This window comes from Alcaligenes sp. Lyrl_28, assembly GCF_051948705.1.
Lineage (GTDB): Bacteria > Pseudomonadota > Gammaproteobacteria > Burkholderiales > Burkholderiaceae_B > Alcaligenes > Alcaligenes ammonioxydans.
Genome location: NZ_JAYJLG010000006.1, coordinates 20,716 through 38,280, shown reverse-complemented (window position 1 = coordinate 38,280; position 17,565 = coordinate 20,716). Strand labels below are relative to the sequence as shown.

Here is a 17,565-nt window from a genome sequence, read left to right as displayed (position 1 = left end):
GGTCTTTGGCGGGTATGGATTAAACGTTTTCTGTGCATTATTTGCATTAAGGTGCTGGCTCGAGGGCGGTCTGTGGTGGGTTTATGGCCAGGGACGCCTTGTGCCACACTCAAGCTAGGAACCTTTGTTTATGTCCGCGACCTTGAAATCCCTGTTCAGTGCTGGTGTCTTGCTGGCAGCGTCGGTGAGCGCTCAAGCCTATCAGTCTGAAACGATCCATAACAAGAAAGGGGAGGCTGTATTTGAACTACGCATTTACGGTACGCAGGATGGCTCCTACTCTATCGATGATCCGGTCAATGGGCCACGATCCGTTTTTGATCTGGACGATAATGCGCATGCGAAAATTCGAGGCGCCTTAAGTCGCTGGGCAGAAATCGTCTCTTTGAAGCCGGGGCATGTGCCCGCCATTATCAATATTGGCACAGTAGGCGGTCAGGATGCTCGGGCGGGGACCACGGTGACGCCTGACCCAGACTCCGCAGGCTCGCTTTACCTGCTTCTGCCTCAGGCTGCCTTACTCAATAAGCTGGACAGCGATCAACTTAAGCACCCTCTTGCCGAGGTTGTGGTGGGAACCATCGATTTTGATACCGCTGCGCTTCGGCCCAGCCAACTTCCCCTGAATGCCCAGGCAGATTATGCGGCTGTCATGTTCCATGAGTTTGGCCATACGATGGGAATGATTGGTGTGGCCGTGGACGCCTGGGGACTAGGGTCGGATACGCCGTACATCCGTCCGGTTTTGACGTCATGGGCGCAGGGTTTGCGCGATGACAATGGCAATGCGGCCCGGCCCGGACAGGCGGTGCTGTGCTCGATGTGCAATAACGCTTACGACCCAGACGCGTTTGACTTGCGCAAGGACCAGGGCTATTTCACGGGCCAGCATGTGCAGGAAGTCATGGACGGCGCCATGCCCGGCATACCGGTGCGGATTTTGGGCTATGTAAATACGCAGCCATTCGGGGTGGATACGGATTATATGGCGCATTCAGAGCTGCGCAACAGCTTGATGAGCCACCAGTCTTATCGCAATTACACCACGATGATGGAAGCGGAGCTGGCATCCTTGCAGGATATGGGCTTGAAGATCGACCGACGTAATTTCTATGGCTATTCTGTCTACGGCGATGGGCTCACATTGACGAGCAAAAATGGTTTTTTTGCTCGAAACAGCGAAGGGACGGCTTATCTGCCGGGCCAATACAACCAGGCTACTCAAGGCGTGGGGTTGCATATTTATGGGGAGCGCAACACCCTGACCCAGGCGGCTGATTTGTTAAGTGCCGGTCCCGGCGGAGTCGGTGTGCGCGTGGATGGCAGCGAAAACACACTCATCATTCCCGAAAGTACCCGTATTCACGCGCAAGGCTGGTATGGCCGCGGCCTGCAGTTCAGCTATGGTCGCGAACACACGATTGTGCAGCGGGGCGAAGTACGCGCTGAGGGAGAGGACGGCGTTGCCGCGCTGTTTGACTTCGGTCATAACGCCATGGGCAGTTTTGCAGATGGTATTGAGGGAGGTGACTATCGTGGCTCCTGGTTGGTGAATTTCCGAGGCACCCTGGTTGCCGCCGAGGAATTACCCTTGGCGTTGCAGGGCGCGCTGATCAAGGACTACCACCTGTCCGGCCTGTTGTCGGGCAGGAAAGCGGCCATTCAGATTTCCGACAATGCACAGGTTGAAAATATCAATGTCCTGCAGGGGGCCCGGATTCAGGGCGATATCCTGTCTGACTATTCCACTCGCCAAAGCAATGGCGAGCTGTTTGTTACCCGTGTGAATTTTGGGCAGAAAGCCGATGATCAAGGGCGCGCCACGAGGCAGGCCGATCCTGATTTCCGTCTGCGCTACGAGGGTAATATTCAGGGTGTCGATAATCTGGCCGTCGTGATTGCGGGCGGGGAAAGCTCGCTCAATGGCCAGCATCAATTGCATGGTCTGCGTGTGGATGCAGGCGCCACGCTCAGCGGCAACAGCAGTTACGTCATCAATCCGGAAGGCAACTTCAGTAACCACGGTACCTTGAGTCCGGGTAATTCATTTGGTCAGATGACGATTCAAGGCGATTTCATTCAGGCCCCCGAAGGCCGGGTGTTGATTGAAGCGGACACGCGTCAGCATGATCGGATCGAGGTGCAGGGGCTGGCTCAACTGGCTGGTGAACTGAAAGTGCAGTTGCAGCCGGACTGGTATGCCGATGGCTGGTCCCTGAGCCAGAACACGGTCTTTCAGGCCACACAGACTCAGGGTGGTTTTGATCTGTTGACTGCCAGCCTGAACTCGCCCAGCCTGCGTGTTCAGGTCAATAACGGCGGTTGGTCGGTTAGCCGTGACGCAGCGGCTTACTCGTCCTATGCAGGCAATCCTAATGCAGGGGCCGTGGGCCGCAGTCTGGAGCAGGCTTCTACTGACAATCAGCGTCCCTTGGCGTCTGTCTACCAGGCGCTAGACTTTTCCAGCGCGGATGGCAGCCAGATCGGTGACGCACTCAATCAGCTCAGTGCCGGCGCGTACGGGGCGCAATTGGCTGCCAGCTTGCGCAGAGAGCAACTGGTGTCCGAGCAACTGCGTCAGCGACCTGGTCTGGGCAAGGATGGATGGCAAACCTTTATTCAGCCTTTTGGGGGCCGTTACCACTGGCAGTTAAGTGCTAATGAGGTCGACCATCGCAGTCAGACTTACGGGGTGGTGTTCGGCGCGGAGCATCGCGCTGCTGGCAGCGATTGGAGCCTGGGCGCTCATGCAACTGCCAATGAGCAGAGTTTGAATATAGATGCCCCTTATCAGGGCAAGAGCACGCTGACGGGTTTGGGCGCCGGCGTCCATGCCTTGTATCGTGCCGATGCTCGCGAGGGTTGGCAAGGTCTGGCGCAAGTCCGTGTGGGTTTGGAGCAGGGCAAGCTGAACCGACGCATCGCGTTTTCTGATTATCAAGCGAACCCCAAGTCCGACTGGATCGGTCACACCTTTGCAGCGGGCATCCAGACAGCCTATCACTGGCCCTTGGGCGAGGCTGGCAGCATAGGTCCCGTTCTGGCTCTGGATTACCTGCGTTACAGCCGTCCCGGTTTCAGTGAGCAAGGCGATGCAGGCAGCCGCTTGCAGCTGGATTCGACCCGTGCCCAGTCCTTGCAAGCCTCGCTGGGTCTGGCGGTGAGCCAGGCTTGGGAGCTGAAACAGGGTCGTCGTTTGCAGGCCGAAGTGTCCGCGTCCTGGGAGCAGGCTTTGTTAGGCCGCAAGCAGACGCAGTACGCACGGTTTGAAGCCTCACCCCAGACAGGTTTTGATGGTCGCTATGCGCGGGTCGACAGTCATGCGCTGGCCTTGCGCGCAGGATTGACGCTGCAAAGCTCGGAGCGTTTGCGTGTGGGGGTGTCGGCGGGAACCCGTTTACTGGGCAATAGCCGGGCGGATATCTCGGGCAATGTGTCGCTGAACTGGGCGTTCTAGGCCTTCTTAGTCGTCATTTTGAACGCTTGCTGTCTGTGTGTGTCCCGTCAGCTTGCCTGGCTGGCGGAGCGACTCCGGCAGTCAGGCAAGCTCGCTCAACGTAGTCCGGTCAGGCGTCCGGTTCAGGCGGCCTGACGGCTGCTCTCGAACCAGTTCCACAGCGCCTGATGCTCGGGCTCCAGTTCCACCGCCAGGCCACCTGTGAACGCGCGCCATGCAGGCAGGTAGGTATGAGACACAACAGTCAGTACCGGGTAGCCTTTATCGATCAAGGCCAGGATTTCGTCGTTAAAACCTTGACCATCGGCTTCCATAATTCCAAAACGATTCACAATCACCAGATCGGCATGACTGTCCAGCGCCTGTCGTAGCACTTCGCTGGCGTGCAGCAAGGCGCCAATATCCAGGCGACAGGCGCTGGATTCGGTTCCCAGATTCTGAGTGATGGGGTAGAGAGTGCCTTTGTCCAGATCCTGCACGGTGCGCAGGCTGTGATCTCCCTTCTGGATGGCGGGGCCTTGCACCAGGCCGTAGACACGGTAATGTTGAGCGCGCAGCGCCTGTATGAATTCCAGCAGCAGGGCATCAGCACTGCCTTTGCCCGCATGTACGATGGCGGCAAGGGCAACGGGCGTAGAAGGGGTGTCCATCAGGGTTGAGCTCCGGTCTGCTTTTTGATTCATGGCATAAAGACTCTTTTTACACGCTTTCGGCAAAGGCTGGGAAGCGGCAAGTGAGATTGTGTTTTGGGTGATGCTTGGCCTATTTTGAGGGCACGCAGAGGGCGTCCATGTGTAATTGATACCCCGGGCTTCTCGCGTGACAGGCTGCAACCTGTCAGCCCACCGACACGTTTGCCATCTTGCAGGTCAATCTGTCAGGGGAGAGTGAGTGGGATAATAGTCCGCCAGCCAGCCCTCAATCCTGCGGACAGGCGCGTGCCAGGTGCAATGCTTTAGATGAACAGGCAAAGGTCGAGCAGTCTGTTTTGTTTTTGAGTCAGTTCCCCCACTCTCACAGGCAGAAGTCCGGTTCCATGAGACAATTCATGCTCTTCTAGTGATGGATGGGATATTCGATTGGACAAGACTTTTGTTAAGGGCCTGGTGCTCCTGGAAGCCCTGGCCAAGCACGAACGAGGCTCGGGCGTGACCGAGCTGGCCAATCAACTGATGCTCAATAAAAGCAATGTGCATCGTTTGCTGCAGGCGCTGGTTCATCAAGGCTTTGCGCGCAAGAACGAAGACACCGGACGCTATGAGCTGACCATCAAGCTCTGGGAGCTGGGCTCGGGCCTGGCCAACCGGCTGGATGTGCGGACGGAGGCCTTGCCCTTCATGAAAGAGCTGGCCGAGCAGACTCAGGAAACCGTCCACCTCTCGCTGCTCGATGGGGTAGAGGTGCTGTATATCGAAAAGATGGACAGTCCGCAGCCGGTGCGAGCCTACACCACCGTGGGCGGACGCTCGCCTGCGCAGTGCGTGGCCACGGGCAAGGCTCTGCTGGCCTGGGCCAGTGAAGACACGCTCAATCTTCTCAAGAACCGCCTCAAGCCCTATACCCCCCGTAGCCTGGTCAAGTTTGGTGATCTGCGTCGCGAGCTGGAGCAGGTGCGCGAGCAAGGGTTTGCACTCAATCGTGGCGAATGGCGTGAACAGGTCGTGGGCGCGGCCGCGCCTATTTACGATAGCCGTGGAATGGTGGTGGCGGCTTTGGGGATTTCCGGGCCTGCGGAACGGCTGGAGGAGGCCCGCTTGGTGCAGGCCGGTAAAACACTGGTGACGGCCGCCGCGCAGATCTCGCGCCGATTAGGGTATAGCGGTCGCTAAACCGCTGTAGCGGATAGGTTCCGGGCTGGATGAAGCAGCCCGGCTTTGAGCGGTTGTCACAGTTTGGAGCTTGCCCCGGTTTTCTGGGACAGTTCAATTCAAACCAAAGAACTCAAGACGTCGCGGCCTGCCTGAAGGCCGCAATTCTTTGTTTGATACCGGGTGCGGACGCAGAGCGCACCAAGGCCGCCATATCCCGATCAACCTGTTGTGGGCAGCCGGTTAACTGATGCAGATAGGCGCGACTGGTTGCGTCCAGCAAGCCTGCTGTCTGTTGCGCTTGCTCGATGACAGCAGGCCATGTGTCAGGCTCTTGTATCCCTTCAATAAAACCCAGTTGCTCTGCTTTGGCAGCATCAAACACCTGGCTGCCTGCCAGGAGCTGATGAGCCTGCTGGCCGCCAATCAAGGCCGCCAGTCTGCCGGTTCCCAGTGCCAGGCCAAATTGCAGTCCAGGCATGCGAAAGCGAGCATCCGCGCTGGCGACGCGTTGACGGCAGACCGCAATCAAATCCACGCCTGCCCCAAAGTTCTGCCCATGCGCCAGGGCCAAGGTGGCGCATGGTGTGTGAGCCAGCAGCTGCAGAAGGGTTTCGATGCGGATAAATCGCAGTACCAGATCCCCTTCGCTTTGCTGCTCGTAGTCGCTGAAGTCAAAACCCGCACTGAAGTTGCGGCCTTCCCCGCGCAGAATCAATAAATCGGCTTGGGCCTGTTCTGCGGCCTGCACGGCCGCGATCAAGGCTTCTACCAGCTCGGCTGACAAGGCATTGCGCTTGTCAGGCCGGTTCAGTGTCAGGGTCCAGACTTTATCCTGGCAGTCCACGTTCAGGCTGGGGCTGCTGCTGCCGTACCGCGCGGTCATGGGGTGACTCCGTGCAGGATGCTGTCGTTGTGCTCGCCCAGCGCGGGTGGTGCCAGACGGACGGGCAAGCCCACCCCATTGATACGCAGGGGCGAGACAAAGGTGCGGGTTTCGGTATCCGTACCCGGCAGGCGGATGTTTTGCACCCATTGCATGTGCTCGACTTGCGGGTCGCGCAAGACGTCGGAATAGCGGTTGATGGGGCTGCACGGTACGCCCTGGGCACGGAATTGAGCCAGCCAGTGTTCGGAGTCGTGTTGCGCAAAAATGGCTTCCAGCAGTTCACGCAAGGCATCTTGATGTTTGGCGCGCAAGGTGGTGCTGGTAAAACGCTCGTCCTCGGTCAGATCAGGGCGTTCAACGACCTGACAGACAGATCGCCATAGTGCATCGTTGCCCGCTGCCATGGCGAAGTAACCGCCTTTGCACTGGAATGCCTGATAGGGAGCATTGCGTGGGTGAGCGGAGCCCAGCTTGTCCGGATCGCGGCCGCTGCCAAAATATTCCGAGGTTTGCAGCGCAGCGATGGCCAGCGTAGTTCCCAGCATGGGGACGTCGATATGCGCGCCCTGACCGGTGGCGCGTGCTTGCGGCAGGGCGGCGCTGATGGCAAAAGCGGCATATAAACCGGCAGCAAAGTCTGCCAGCGGCACACCACACTTGACCGGGGCGCCGCCGGCTTCGCCCGTTACGCTCATCACGCCGCTCATGGCCTGGATGGTCAGGTCAAAGCCGCCTTCCTGCGAGCGCGGACCGCTTTGCCCGTAGGCCGAAATCGAGCAATACAGCAGCCTGGGATTCAGGGCCTTCAGGCTTTCATAATCCAGCCCTAAACGCTGCATGACGCCGGGCCGGTTGTTCTCCAGCAAGACGTCGGCATCCAGTACCAGCTGGCGTGCCTTGGCCACATCATCGGGGTTTTTCAGATCCAGCGTTACTGAACGCTTGTTGCGGTTTAGCGAAGCAAAGTTCTCGCTATAGCCCTGGTTGATGGGTGGCCAGCTTCGCAAGGTGTCACCCCCTTTGGGGTGCTCGATCTTGATGACGTCGGCCCCCATATCGGCCAATAACATACCGCAGTACGGGCCAGCGGCCACATTGCAAAATTCCAGTATCCGAACCCCGTTCAGGGGCAATGTCGTATCCATGAATCAGCTCCAGAGCGTGACAGGTAAAGGGGGGGGGCCGACCCGGCCTTAAGCGTTGACATCAACCACGATGCGGCCGCGTACCTTGCCTTCCAGTAGCTGACCGGCCTGATCAATGGCTTGGGAAAGCGTGATGGTGCTGGCACCGATGCGCTCCAGGGCTTCAATAGACAAATGCTTGGCCAGCAAGTCCCAAGCCGCCAAACGCTCGGGTTTGGGGCAATGCACGCTATCCACACCAATCAACTGCACGCCGCGCAGAATGAAGGGGGCCACGGAAGCAGGGAAGTCCATGCCTTGCGCCAGACCACAAGCGGCCACGGCGCCCAAGTACTGCGTGCCCGCGCACACATTGGCCAGGGTGTGGCTGCCCACGCTGTCGATGGCACCGGCCCAGCGTTCTTTGCCGAGCGGCTTGCCGGGTTCGCTCAAGGTGTTGCGGTCCACAATTTCGCTGGCGCCCAGCGCCTTCAGATAGCTTTCTTCTTGAGGGCGGCCCGTGCTGGCCATCACGGTGTAGCCCAGGGCATGGAGCAGGGCTACGCTGACACTGCCTACGCCACCCGCGGCTCCCGTAACCAGAATCGGGCCCTTGTCGGGCGTGACGCCCTGGCGCTGCAAGGCACGTACGCACAGGGCGGCGGTGTAGCCCGCGGTACCAATCATCATGGCTTGCTGGGTGGAGAAGGCTTCGGGCAGGGGGATCAGCCAATCGCCCTTGACGCGTGCCTGCTGGGCCAGACCACCCCAATGCACTTCACCCAGGCCCCAGCCGTTAAGCACTACCTTCTGGCCGGGCTTGAAATTCGGGTCGCTGCTGTCAGTGACGGTACCGGCGAAGTCGATGCCGGGCACCATGGGGAACTGACGCACTACCGGCGATTTGCCCGTCATGGCCAAACCGTCTTTGAAATTCAGGGTGGAGTAGTCGATGCGAACCGTGACCTGGCCTTCGGGCAGGGCGGACTCGTCCAGGGTTTGCAGGCTGGCTTTGTATTGGCCGTCGGTTTTGTCGATGACAATGGCAGAGAACATGAATGAATTCCTTCGATCAGTTAAGAGTTGTGTTCTGATATTTGGAACAGCGTTCTTCAAAATGACATAAAAAAAGCAGTATTTTCATTTTATCCAGAAGCGCGTTGCGGTCAAGCCTAAAGCACCAGGATCAACAGACTGGGGAAATCCCGAGGGGGATTAATAGTTGACACTTGAAATCAAATCTCCCTATATTTGAGCCGTTGTCCTCAGTTGCTTGTGTTGTTGCTGTCTGTTGTATTCAAGCCGTTTACGCGGCATTTTTAATATCAAAAACAAGAACAGCGTTCTATATATTGGAACAAAAGAGGGGTGCTCCCTCACACAGGAGGCAAGGATCATGTCCAGTTCTTTTTTTTCGCCCACCGGGTTGCTACGTACTTTGCTGGTCTCGGGGCTGGCTGCAGTCAGCAGTTTTTCTGTACCGGCGGCCAGTGCGGCTGACGCCTACCCCAGCCGTGAAGTGACCTTTGTGGTTCCTTATCCCCCCGGCGGCAACAGTGACAACCTGGCGCGAGTATTTGCCGACCGCCTGCGCGTCAAGCTGGGCGTGCCTGTCGTTATTGAGAACCGACCCGGCGGCACCACTTCGCTGGGAACGTCGATGGTGGGGCGCGCCAAACCTGATGGCTATACCTTGTTGCTGGCGACCAGCACGGCCTTTACCGTGTTGCCCTATATACGCGATGTGCCTTATGACCCGGTAAAAGGTTTTGAGTTTGTCGGCAGTCTGGCTGGCTATCTTCCCATCATGACGGTACGCAATGACCTGCCCGTCTCCAACCTGAAAGAGTTTGTGGAACTGGCGCGCAAAGAGCCCGGCACCCTGACCTATGGCTCGGCCGGTATTGCGTCTGGAGGCCACTTGGCAGGAGAGATTCTGGAAAATGCCCAGAAGCTGGACCTGCTGCACGTCCCCTTCAAAGGCTCGGCAGATACCATGACGGCCCTCATGGGCAATCACATTGACTTCTTTATCGATGGGGTGGGGCTGGAGCTGGTGAAAAGTGGCAAGGCCAAAGCCTTGGTGACGTACGCCAGCGTGCGTCATCCAGAACTGCCGGACGTGCCCACTCCTCAGGAAGCGGGCTTTGATCTGGCCTTGCCTTTTGAGGGGTTCTGGGGACTGGCTGTACCGGCAGGCACACCTGACGATGTCATGAACAAGCTGGCCAAGGCCACCGAAGAAATTCTGGCCGAACCGCAAACGCAGGAACGCTTCCACCGTATCAGTGTCAGCGCCAGCTGGAAAGATGGCGATGCCTATGCGAAGGATCTGGAAAAGAGCCGGGCTTATTACAGCGAGCTGCTCAAGACTATCAAGATGAGCGATAACTAAACGCTCACAGAACCACCAACAGGAGACAAACGTGATGGAAACCGTCACTTGCGCCAGCACGCTGGACGCTTTGCTGGACCCGGCATCCATAGCTTTGGTCGGCGCCTCGGAAGATCAGTCCAAGTTTGGCGGGCGACTGTTTCGCATGCTGCTCAAGCACGGGTATGGCGGCAAGGTCCTGCCCATCAATCCCAGTCGCAGCAGTCTGTTTGGTTTGCCCGCTGTGCCCGGTCTGGCTGCGCTGGACAGCGCCCCGGATCTGGCCGTGTTTACGGTGGGGGCCGATACCGTTCTGGAGCAGGCGCAGATGGCGGCTCAAATGGGAGTGCGTGGTCTGCTGGTGATCTCGGCGGGCTTTGCTGATGCAGGTGAGCGCGGGCTGGAGCGCGAGCAGGCGCTGCTGCGCATTTGCCGGGGGTCGGGCATGCGTCTGATCGGACCCAACTGCCTGGGCATGATCAGCCCCAGCCGCAAGCTGGTGTTGTGTTCGTCGCCGGTGCTGGACAGGGATAGCCTGCCCGAGCGTCCGATTGGTTTTGTCAGTCAAAGCGGTGCCTTGATGACCACCTACTTTGATCGTGCATGGGCGATGGGCGGCGGCTTTACCTATGGCTTCTCGGTAGGTAACCAGGCAGATCTGGACTTGTGCGACTTTGTGGATTTCTTGATTGATGATCCCAAGACGCAGGTGATCTGTACCTATATCGAAGGCATCAAGGATGCACAGGTCTTGCGCCGTACGGCTCGCCGGGCGCAGGCCGCGGGCAAGCCCTGGCTGGCCGTCAAGGCCGGGCGCTCCAGTGCGGGCAAGGCAGCCGCCTTTTCGCATACCGCCAGTGTCGCCGGGGACCATGATGTGTTTGCCAGTGTCTGCCGCGATGAAGGCATCAGCCTGATGGACGATATGGGAGCCATGCTTCTGTTGGCAAACAGCATGGTGCGCTTTACCAGCAACACGATTTCCAAAGTTGCGATTGTGACGCCCTCGGGCGGCGGCGGAGCCCTGGCCGCAGATGCCTTGGCAGAGCAGGGCGTGGAGCTGTCCGGCTTTTCTGCTTCTACCCAGCATGCCTTGGCTGTCCACTACCCGGCCGGGCAGGCGGATAACCCGGTGGATCTGGGCGCCCGTCTGACCCAGGATTGCACCGAAGTGGCCCGCGCCACTTTGGATGCCCTGATGCAGGATCAGCAAAGCGATGCGGTATTGATTACGGCCTCCATGTGTCCGCAGGAATGGATGGCGGCTCTGATTGAAAAAATCATCCATCCCGAACCGCACTGGGCCAAGCCCGTCATGGTGGCGTTTGATGCGGGTGCAACATCCGAGCCTTTGCGGCAGAAGCTGGCCCAGCACGGCCATGCGTATGCCAGCTCCAGTCTGGAAGCGGCCCTGGCCTTGTCAGCCTGGAAACGACATGGGAAGTTCGTGCCGCGTCAGGTAGCGATGCGCCCCAGTGCCTGCCAGGCTCCTAGTGTGATGCCGCGTGGTGTTCTTAATGAAGATCAGTCCAAACGATTGCTGGCGCATTACGGCTTGCCGGTGAATCTGGGCCAGGTATGTGAGGACGTGGAACAGGCCGTGGCGCAGGCCGAGCAGATGGGTTACCCGGTGGTGATGAAGATTGTCTCTCCCGACATTGTTCATAAAACCGAAGCGGGCGGGGTGGCGCTGGATGTGGCCGACGAGGCTGGCTTGCGACGGGATTTTGCCCGGCTCTACGCGAATGCCAAAGCCCATAAGGCGGATGCCCGTCTGGAAGGTGTTTTGGTGCAGGCCATGGCCAAAGGCGATGTGGAGCTGTTGATCGGAGCACGTCAGGATGCGCAGTTTGGCCCGGTGGTGGTGTTTGGGGCGGGCGGCATTTTGGTGGAAATGCTCTCGGATCGGGTGATTGCCGCCGCTCCTTTGACTCTGGCTGATGCGGATCGACTCTTGTCTACTTTGATGATCGACAAGCTGTTGCAGGGATACCGGGGGCGCATGCTGGATCGGGCCGGGGTGCTCGATGCGATTGTGCGTGTCAGCTTCCTGGCTCACGACCTGCGCGACACCGAGTTTGAACTGGATATCAACCCATTGATCGTGGCGGCCACCCGTTGTCACGCCGTCGATGCCCGCCTGTCCATAGGCGCATAAAACCAAGATCGATTCTTTTAACAATACCCAGGAGGAGTAAACCATGTCGGATTATCAGTGCATTCTTGTCGAAAACCACGATGACGGTGTGTCCATCTTTACGATCAATCGTCCTGATCGCCGCAATGCCTTGAGCGCCACGGTGGTCAAGGAGCTGCAGCAGGCGTTTTTGGTTTTTGATGAGGACCCCACACGTCGTGTAGCCGTGCTGACCGGGGCAGGTAATGACGCTTTTTCTGCCGGTGCCGATATTAATGAGTGGCCCGAGTTGTGGCGTGCCATCCCCACGGTAGGCTTTGAAACCGACAAGCCCATTATTGCGGCTGTCAGTGGCTGGTGCGTGGGTGGGGCCCTGGTGATGGCGATGATGACGGATTTGTTGGTGGCCTCCGAGAGCGCCAAGTTCTCCTACCCGGAAGCCAAGCTGGGCTTTACGGGCGGCATTATCTCCGGCCTGGCCTCGCGCATTCCGCATCATGCCGCCATGGAAGTGATTCTGTTGTGCCGTACCTTGGAAGCCCGTCGTGCTTATGATCTGGGTTTTGCCAATGAGGTGGTGCCGGTCGGTGAGCAAGTTCAGGTAGCCGTGCGCATGGCTCAGGATCTGGCCAAGATGTCGCCCCGTGTTTTGCAGACCCTCAAGCGCTTTATCAATAATGAGGTGCTGACTCGGGGGCCGTCCGAGCAAATGGCGCGCACCATGCGCCAACTGAAGGCGATCGAGGAAAGTTATGATGCCAAGGAAGGGATGAACGCGTTCAAGGAAAAACGTGCCCCGGTGTATCTGAACAAATAAGAACTGATTCACGAATTGGGCCGTAAGGCCCAGGCAACTATGGAGACATCCCCTTATGCACCCCCGTTTTGAGCGCTTTATCCAAGGGATGAATGAATTGACCGCCCGCCCCGCCGTCGGCGAGGAGGATATCTTGCGTGAGGGCCGCGTCCTGCTGGGCGAACTGGTGGCCCAGGACGATTGGCTGGCCCCCGAATACACCCAGCCCCATCCGCAGTTCTATCAACAGTACTTGCTGTATTGCTGTCCACAGGAGCGCTTTTCCGTGGTCAGTTTTGTGTGGGGCCCCGGCCAGAAAACGCCCATCCACGACCATACTGTGTGGGGCTTGATTGGCATGTTGCGTGGTGCCGAACGATCCCGGCCTTTTGACCGTGATCCTCAGACCGGCCAGATGACAGAAGAAGATACGCAGATTCTGGAGCCGGGCGTGGTGGAAGTGGTGTCACCCACGGTGGGCGATATACACGAGGTCTCCAATGTCTATGATGACCAGGTGTCCATCAGCATTCACGTTTATGGCGCGGATATCGGCAAGGTACGCCGCCATGTGTTTGATCCGCAGACCGGGCAGGCCAAGGAGTTCGTCTCCGGGTATGCCAACCGGGCTGCAGTGGTCTGATTTACGCGATGTCCTTGGGCAGGTGGCCGATGCGTGCGCCAATAATCATTTCCTGAATCCAGCGATACAGCAGCACAGAGTAATTGCGCTGGGCGACTTTTTCGTCCAGCGCATGGTTGCTTTCCTTGAGCACACGATGAGTCACCTGCCTAAACACGAACAGTTGACAAGGTGCATGGCGAAAGAGGAATGAGCGGGCCGGATCAGACGCTGGCCTGGGGGGCCTGCGTAACGTCAATCCACTGGGCGCGGGTCAGCTCGGCCAGGCGTTGGGGGGTAATGCGTACAGCAGAGTTGATCGAACCGGCCGCAGGCAATACGGTATCGAAGTCCTGCAAGGACAGGTCGCAGTAGATATCGAGCGCCGTAGCCAGACCAAAGGGGCATACCCCGCCCACCGGATGGCCCGTCAGGGCTTCAGTGTTGGCCAGATCCAGCATTTTGACGCGTGTGCCAAAAACGTTGCGCAGTTTCTTATTGTCCAGACGGGCGTCGCCCCGGGCGACCAGCAAAACCACTTTATCGCCCGCTTTCAGACTGAGTGTCTTGGCGATCTGCCCGGGCTCGACCTGATGGACCTGCGCGGCCAGCGCGACTGTTGCCGTGCTTTCTGTGGTTTCAATAATCTGGATATCAGCAGCGTATTCGCTCAAGAACTGTTTGACGGAATCAAGACTCATGATGATCGGAACGAAATAGGATGTTTTGTTAAACTTTTTTGCTGGGGCCTAGTCTTAGCCAAGTGCATGTGTGTGTCAACCAGAGCGCCCTGGCGCTGCAAAACAGGAATGTAATTGTGATTAAACCCTTATTGTTGTCGGCCGGCTTGATGGCCTTCAGTTCCCTGGCCCTGGCACAGGCGCCTGCCGTGACGGTTTACCAGGACCCCAATTGCGGCTGTTGCGAGGGTTGGGCCCAGCACATGAGCGAGGCAGGCTTCGAGGTCAAATCCGTCAAGACCCAGGCCATGTGGCAGGTCAAGCAGCAACTTGGCGTACCAGCCGAGCTGGCTTCTTGCCATACTGCGGTGGTGGAACAGACTGGCCAGCGGGTGGAGGGCCATGTGCCGGCCCATGTCGTCAAACGGATGATGAGCGACGCCAGCATCCGTGGCCTGGCCGCACCGGGCATGCCTGCCAATTCGCCCGGAATGGGTGAGCTGGATGGCAACTTGATCACAGTCGATTTCAAGGGCCGGCCTTACTCGCGCGACTGATCGTAGTCAGTAAACGGGTGGCATGCAGATACACGAAACTACATTGAGAAACTTGTAAGCTGCTGCCGCTCTTGTCATGATGACCGTTCATTGACTCTGTTCAGGAGGTTCCATCTATGCAGCCCTCAGTTAAAGCTTTTCTCGCTGCTACCGCAGTCGCATTTGGCATGTACAGCCCTTTTGCGATGGCCCAGGGCAATGCGGCTCCGGCCAACTCGGCAGCCCCTGCTGCCACCCAGATCGTTAAACCTACGGATTCTCAGCTGGAGCAATATGCGCGCACCTACAAGAAGGTCGCCCAAACTGCTTCGGAATATCAGCCGCGTCTGGATGCGGCCAAAAGTGATGCAGAGCGTCAGGCTATTGTTCAGGAAGCCGACCAGCGCCTGGTAGGCGTGGTCAGTGCCAATGGCATGGATCTGGCGGACTACAACGGCATCAGTCTGGCGATTCAGCAGGACCCGGCCTTGCGCCAGCGTGTTGAAGGGATGCTGAAATAAGGCTTGTTTGTGATCCTCGGGTTTGACAGAGCGCCGGGTGTCATTTTGTAGTGACCGTAGTGGGTAAATTTAAACCCTGGACGTAATCGTCCAGGGTTTTTTTTGTCGCCGTGCTGCCCCAAAGCTCGGCGCCCCCGGAAAAAGCCCCGTCGGAGGCAGCAAGCCAAAGGCGCAGCGTGGGTGCTGATTGTGTAGGTCGCTTCAAGACAAAGCGCGCCTGCCAGAGCCGGCATGACTGCCTGCATTGAGACTGGAGCCTGACGCCAGGTTTACGGCTTCAAGCTCCAGTCTCTGGGTGGCATTAGCAACGGGGATAGTTAAGCGCCCCGATCATTGCATTGAATTTCAATTGCAAGCTGCTGGCGTCATTTTTTATGGGGTTATTGATCTGCCAGCTGATCGAGCCTTGCTGAGGTACGTAATTGCCTTCAGAGGCATGCTGGATGACGCTTCTGCCCTGAGCCAGGAATTCATTCATCTTCGACATGATTCTTGGGCATCCTTGTGGCGTTTCTTCCTTGAATTTTTTATCCCAGTTGCTGATCATCGCGGCTGCCTGGTCAAGACTTTCCTGGAAGGGGGGAATGCTCTCTTTGGCTCCCTGCTGCTCGAAAATAGCATCGACCTTGTTCATGGCCTGCTTGCTGAACAGCACGGCACCCAAACGGTAATGCTCCATTGAGTCCTTGGGAGCTTTATCGAAAGAGGTCTGGATGTTTATCTCATCCTGTTTCTGAATACCTTGGAGAAATGCAGCCTCTGCCTGTACGACTTCTGTCAGGGCGCTGACGAACGCCTCGTTATTGTCGGCTGCCTTCTTGCCGCCATCCGTCAGAAACTCTTTTGATTCGGCATAGTTGTTCAACTCGGAATTGAGAGGTGCCAGCTTGGTCAAGGAGTCGTCAAACTGCTTTGCTGGTCCATCTATTTCCGGCATGTTGGCTTCCAGTGCCAAGGCGGATTTCAGTTTTTCCTGGGTGTTCTTGATGCTTACCAGTGAAACAACGGAATAGTTATCCAGTTTCTTGCCTGAGCGCACGGCAGGCTCGTAGACGGTTTGATAATCGGAAAGCGCACGGTAGAAAGGCTTATGCAAGCTATTGGCGACTTCAACATAGGCATTGTATTTCTGGATAAAGCCTTGCTCGGACGAGACCGCTTGAGATGGTGCTTCTGTCGCTTCTTCGCTGTTGCAGCCCGCAATAGCGATGCAAAGGCCCAGCGTGGCGAAAACAGATAGTTTTTTTAAATTCATGATGAAAGTGATTGATGCTTTTGATGCGTTGGCAATACGTTAACACCCCTATCGGGCAGGACGCAATTTTATAGCTTCACCACTTCGTATTTTGTATCAAGCTAGGACCTTATGTTTCAGGAGTGCGTGCTACACGCGGCCGGGCGGGCTAGCAACAGTTGGCTATGCCCACCCTGCACAGGCCCGTCTCCATCTCTGGTTTTTGGCCTTGCTTAATCCATGTCCTGGAAGTCTGGGCTTGCCCTGGGAATAGGTACACCGGCATCAATGCGTTTGGCCCATTCTTGTAGCGGTAGCGGTGAAGTCGGCTCCCAAATACGACGCAGAACGGGCTTTAGCAAAGCAATATTGTGGCCACTGGCCCAACGATACGGAATCACCGGCAACCAGGTGTCGTCGGCAATGCGTTCGGCTACGACAAAGCGGAAACTGTACTGGCCAGGGCCCAGGCTCATGCGTATATCACTGACCACCAACAGGTCATCGATGATATCGTAGCGCAGCCAATCGTCCGAAAACCAGCGCAGTTGCTCCAGCTGTTTCAAGGGGGGGAACAGCTGGGTGTAGTCGCTATGTACGGGCAGGCACAGGGATTCGTATTGATGCCCCTTGGGTGCACGCAGCCGGTCCAGCAGGCCCACCATGACTTCGCATTCCCGGTCCTGTGTGTCGCGCACCAGTACACGCCAGAGCAGGATGTTCATGGGTTGGGCGGCGGAGTATACCCGCGCGATTTCCACCTGCTCTTGTTTGAGCTGTGCGGTTGCCTGTTGCTCGGCCCAGAACTTGGCACCTACCGAGGCTGCCAGATACAGGCTGCTCAAGAGCAAGGCCCAGTTGCAGGCCCGTATCGTTGCGGGTACCGGCCCACGAATCAAGCCTATGATCGTGGCGATCAGTAAGGGCACGGTATAGAGCGGGTCAATAATGAAGATGCTGGACCAGGTTGCCGGGGTAGCGGCCAAAGGCCACAGCAATTGCGTTCCGTAACTGGTAAAGGCATCCAGAAGAGGGTGGGTAATCAGCGCCAGCCAGACCGCCAGCCCCAGCCTCCCCGCAGAGGCACGTGCTTGTGGAAACAGCAGTCGCCATAAAAGGGTGACCAGGATGCCTGCCGCGCTCAACACAAACAAAGAGTGCGAGAAACCCCGATGACTGACCATGGAGGTAATCGGGTCCCCATATTGAATGAAGACATCCAGATCGGGCAGGGTGGCGATGATGGCACCGGACAGGACCGCCTTGCGGCCATACTGCCGCCCGAGGAGGGAGCCGCAGATGCTGGCACCGAGGACTGCTTGTGTTACGGAATCCATAGCTCTCGTGCAAAGTGAAACAGGGACCGGGGCCAGATGCGGCCTGACGG

The 17,565-nt window shown here is 57.7% G+C and carries 16 protein-coding genes; 8 read left to right on the top strand and 8 right to left on the bottom strand.

The genetic code is table 11. The features are described 5' to 3' along the window. The first annotated feature begins 130 nt into the window (after window positions 1–130). A complete protein-coding gene (locus VF694_RS13830; RefSeq protein WP_440164693.1) occupies window positions 131–3,457 on the top strand; it encodes an autotransporter outer membrane beta-barrel domain-containing protein in 3,327 nt (1,108 codons plus the stop codon). A gap of 122 nt (window positions 3,458–3,579) precedes the next feature. On the opposite strand, the gene VF694_RS13825 is transcribed toward VF694_RS13830, so the two are convergent. Then, window positions 3,580–4,107: a DUF2478 domain-containing protein gene (locus VF694_RS13825; RefSeq protein ID WP_051010430.1), complete on the bottom strand. Its 528-nt coding sequence runs from the start codon at window positions 4,105–4,107 to the stop codon at window positions 3,580–3,582. Between the two features lie 429 nt (window positions 4,108–4,536). Between VF694_RS13825 and VF694_RS13820 the strand changes: the two genes are divergently transcribed. Further along, entirely contained in the window at window positions 4,537–5,286 is a 750-nt protein-coding gene (locus tag VF694_RS13820; RefSeq protein WP_440164690.1) for an IclR family transcriptional regulator, read from the top strand. Between the two features lie 112 nt (window positions 5,287–5,398). Here VF694_RS13820 and VF694_RS13815 read toward each other — a convergent pair whose 3' ends face one another. Genes VF694_RS13815 through acuI form a run of 3 tightly spaced genes read right to left on the bottom strand, consistent with a single transcriptional unit; the run spans window position 5,399 to window position 8,334 of the window. Then, complete coding sequence (locus tag VF694_RS13815) at window positions 5,399–6,151, bottom strand: enoyl-CoA hydratase/isomerase family protein (RefSeq protein ID WP_003801781.1); 753 nt, start codon at window positions 6,149–6,151, stop codon at window positions 5,399–5,401. Further along, a complete protein-coding gene (locus VF694_RS13810) occupies window positions 6,148–7,299 on the bottom strand; it encodes a CaiB/BaiF CoA transferase family protein (protein WP_003801777.1) in 1,152 nt (383 codons plus the stop codon). The genes VF694_RS13815 and VF694_RS13810 overlap by 4 nt, the downstream gene beginning before the upstream one ends. A 48-nt stretch (window positions 7,300–7,347) precedes the next feature. Then, window positions 7,348–8,334 carry an acrylyl-CoA reductase (NADPH) gene (acuI, locus tag VF694_RS13805; RefSeq protein ID WP_059318276.1) on the bottom strand — a complete coding sequence of 329 codons (987 nt, stop codon included), beginning with the start codon at window positions 8,332–8,334 and terminating at the stop codon, window positions 7,348–7,350. Window positions 8,335–8,674: 340 nt separating this feature from the next. Here acuI and VF694_RS13800 point away from each other — a divergent pair, with 340 nt between their 5' ends. From VF694_RS13800 to VF694_RS13785, 4 genes are read left to right on the top strand one after another with little or no spacing between them, the layout of a single operon-like run. Beyond that, window positions 8,675–9,673: a Bug family tripartite tricarboxylate transporter substrate binding protein gene (locus VF694_RS13800; protein WP_003801773.1), complete on the top strand. Its 999-nt coding sequence runs from the start codon at window positions 8,675–8,677 to the stop codon at window positions 9,671–9,673. A gap of 34 nt (window positions 9,674–9,707) precedes the next feature. Next, window positions 9,708–11,810 (top strand): acetate--CoA ligase family protein, encoded by a 2,103-nt coding sequence (locus VF694_RS13795; RefSeq protein ID WP_440164685.1) that lies wholly within the window; start codon window positions 9,708–9,710, stop codon window positions 11,808–11,810. 43 nt (window positions 11,811–11,853) lie between these two features. Further along, window positions 11,854–12,606 carry an enoyl-CoA hydratase/isomerase family protein gene (locus VF694_RS13790; RefSeq protein WP_440164682.1) on the top strand — a complete coding sequence of 251 codons (753 nt, stop codon included), beginning with the start codon at window positions 11,854–11,856 and terminating at the stop codon, window positions 12,604–12,606. 55 nt (window positions 12,607–12,661) lie between these two features. After that, entirely contained in the window at window positions 12,662–13,228 is a 567-nt protein-coding gene (locus VF694_RS13785; protein WP_415301919.1) for a cysteine dioxygenase, read from the top strand. Between the two features lies 1 nt (window position 13,229). On the opposite strand, the gene VF694_RS13780 is transcribed toward VF694_RS13785, so the two are convergent. Together VF694_RS13780 and VF694_RS13775 are read right to left on the bottom strand one after the other, a co-directional pair. Next, on the bottom strand, window positions 13,230–13,361 hold the full coding sequence (locus VF694_RS13780; protein ID WP_275694118.1) for a hypothetical protein: 132 nt from the start codon (window positions 13,359–13,361) through the stop codon (window positions 13,230–13,232). Between the two features lie 70 nt (window positions 13,362–13,431). Next, on the bottom strand, window positions 13,432–13,908 hold the full coding sequence (locus tag VF694_RS13775) for a YbaK/EbsC family protein (RefSeq protein WP_131070889.1): 477 nt from the start codon (window positions 13,906–13,908) through the stop codon (window positions 13,432–13,434). 116 nt (window positions 13,909–14,024) lie between these two features. Between VF694_RS13775 and VF694_RS13770 the strand changes: the two genes are divergently transcribed. Beyond that, complete coding sequence (locus tag VF694_RS13770; RefSeq protein WP_131070888.1) at window positions 14,025–14,444, top strand: DUF411 domain-containing protein; 420 nt, start codon at window positions 14,025–14,027, stop codon at window positions 14,442–14,444. Window positions 14,445–14,560: 116 nt separating this feature from the next. Beyond that, the gene (locus VF694_RS13765) at window positions 14,561–14,944 is read left to right on the top strand and encodes a DUF4168 domain-containing protein (RefSeq protein WP_026485377.1); all 384 of its coding nucleotides are present in this window, start codon (window positions 14,561–14,563) and stop codon (window positions 14,942–14,944) included. Between the two features lie 301 nt (window positions 14,945–15,245). Here VF694_RS13765 and VF694_RS13760 read toward each other — a convergent pair whose 3' ends face one another. After that, window positions 15,246–16,199 carry a DUF3829 domain-containing protein gene (locus VF694_RS13760; RefSeq protein ID WP_440164677.1) on the bottom strand — a complete coding sequence of 318 codons (954 nt, stop codon included), beginning with the start codon at window positions 16,197–16,199 and terminating at the stop codon, window positions 15,246–15,248. 212 nt (window positions 16,200–16,411) lie between these two features. Beyond that, on the bottom strand, window positions 16,412–17,515 hold the full coding sequence (locus VF694_RS13755) for a metal-dependent hydrolase (RefSeq protein WP_137430683.1): 1,104 nt from the start codon (window positions 17,513–17,515) through the stop codon (window positions 16,412–16,414). Between the last annotated feature and the right edge of the window lie 50 nt (window positions 17,516–17,565).

Excerpts from the sequence above, each read along its gene's own strand:
- VF694_RS13775 (WP_131070889.1), bottom strand. The coding sequence starts at position 13,908 with ATGAGTCTTGATTCCGTCAAACAGTTCTTGAGCGAATACGCTGCTGAT.
- VF694_RS13795 (WP_440164685.1), top strand. The coding sequence starts at position 9,708 with ATGGAAACCGTCACTTGCGCCAGCACGCTGGACGCTTTGCTGGACCCG.
- VF694_RS13760 (WP_440164677.1), bottom strand. The coding sequence starts at position 16,199 with ATGAATTTAAAAAAACTATCTGTTTTCGCCACGCTGGGCCTTTGCATC.
- VF694_RS13755 (WP_137430683.1), bottom strand. The coding sequence starts at position 17,515 with ATGGATTCCGTAACACAAGCAGTCCTCGGTGCCAGCATCTGCGGCTCC.
- acuI (WP_059318276.1), bottom strand. The coding sequence starts at position 8,334 with ATGTTCTCTGCCATTGTCATCGACAAAACCGACGGCCAATACAAAGCC.
- VF694_RS13790 (WP_440164682.1), top strand. The coding sequence starts at position 11,854 with ATGTCGGATTATCAGTGCATTCTTGTCGAAAACCACGATGACGGTGTG.
- VF694_RS13830 (WP_440164693.1), top strand. The coding sequence starts at position 131 with ATGTCCGCGACCTTGAAATCCCTGTTCAGTGCTGGTGTCTTGCTGGCA.
- VF694_RS13800 (WP_003801773.1), top strand. The coding sequence starts at position 8,675 with ATGTCCAGTTCTTTTTTTTCGCCCACCGGGTTGCTACGTACTTTGCTG.
- VF694_RS13785 (WP_415301919.1), top strand. The coding sequence starts at position 12,662 with ATGCACCCCCGTTTTGAGCGCTTTATCCAAGGGATGAATGAATTGACC.
- VF694_RS13825 (WP_051010430.1), bottom strand. The coding sequence starts at position 4,107 with ATGGACACCCCTTCTACGCCCGTTGCCCTTGCCGCCATCGTACATGCG.
- VF694_RS13765 (WP_026485377.1), top strand. The coding sequence starts at position 14,561 with ATGCAGCCCTCAGTTAAAGCTTTTCTCGCTGCTACCGCAGTCGCATTT.
- VF694_RS13815 (WP_003801781.1), bottom strand. The coding sequence starts at position 6,151 with ATGACCGCGCGGTACGGCAGCAGCAGCCCCAGCCTGAACGTGGACTGC.
- VF694_RS13810 (WP_003801777.1), bottom strand. The coding sequence starts at position 7,299 with ATGGATACGACATTGCCCCTGAACGGGGTTCGGATACTGGAATTTTGC.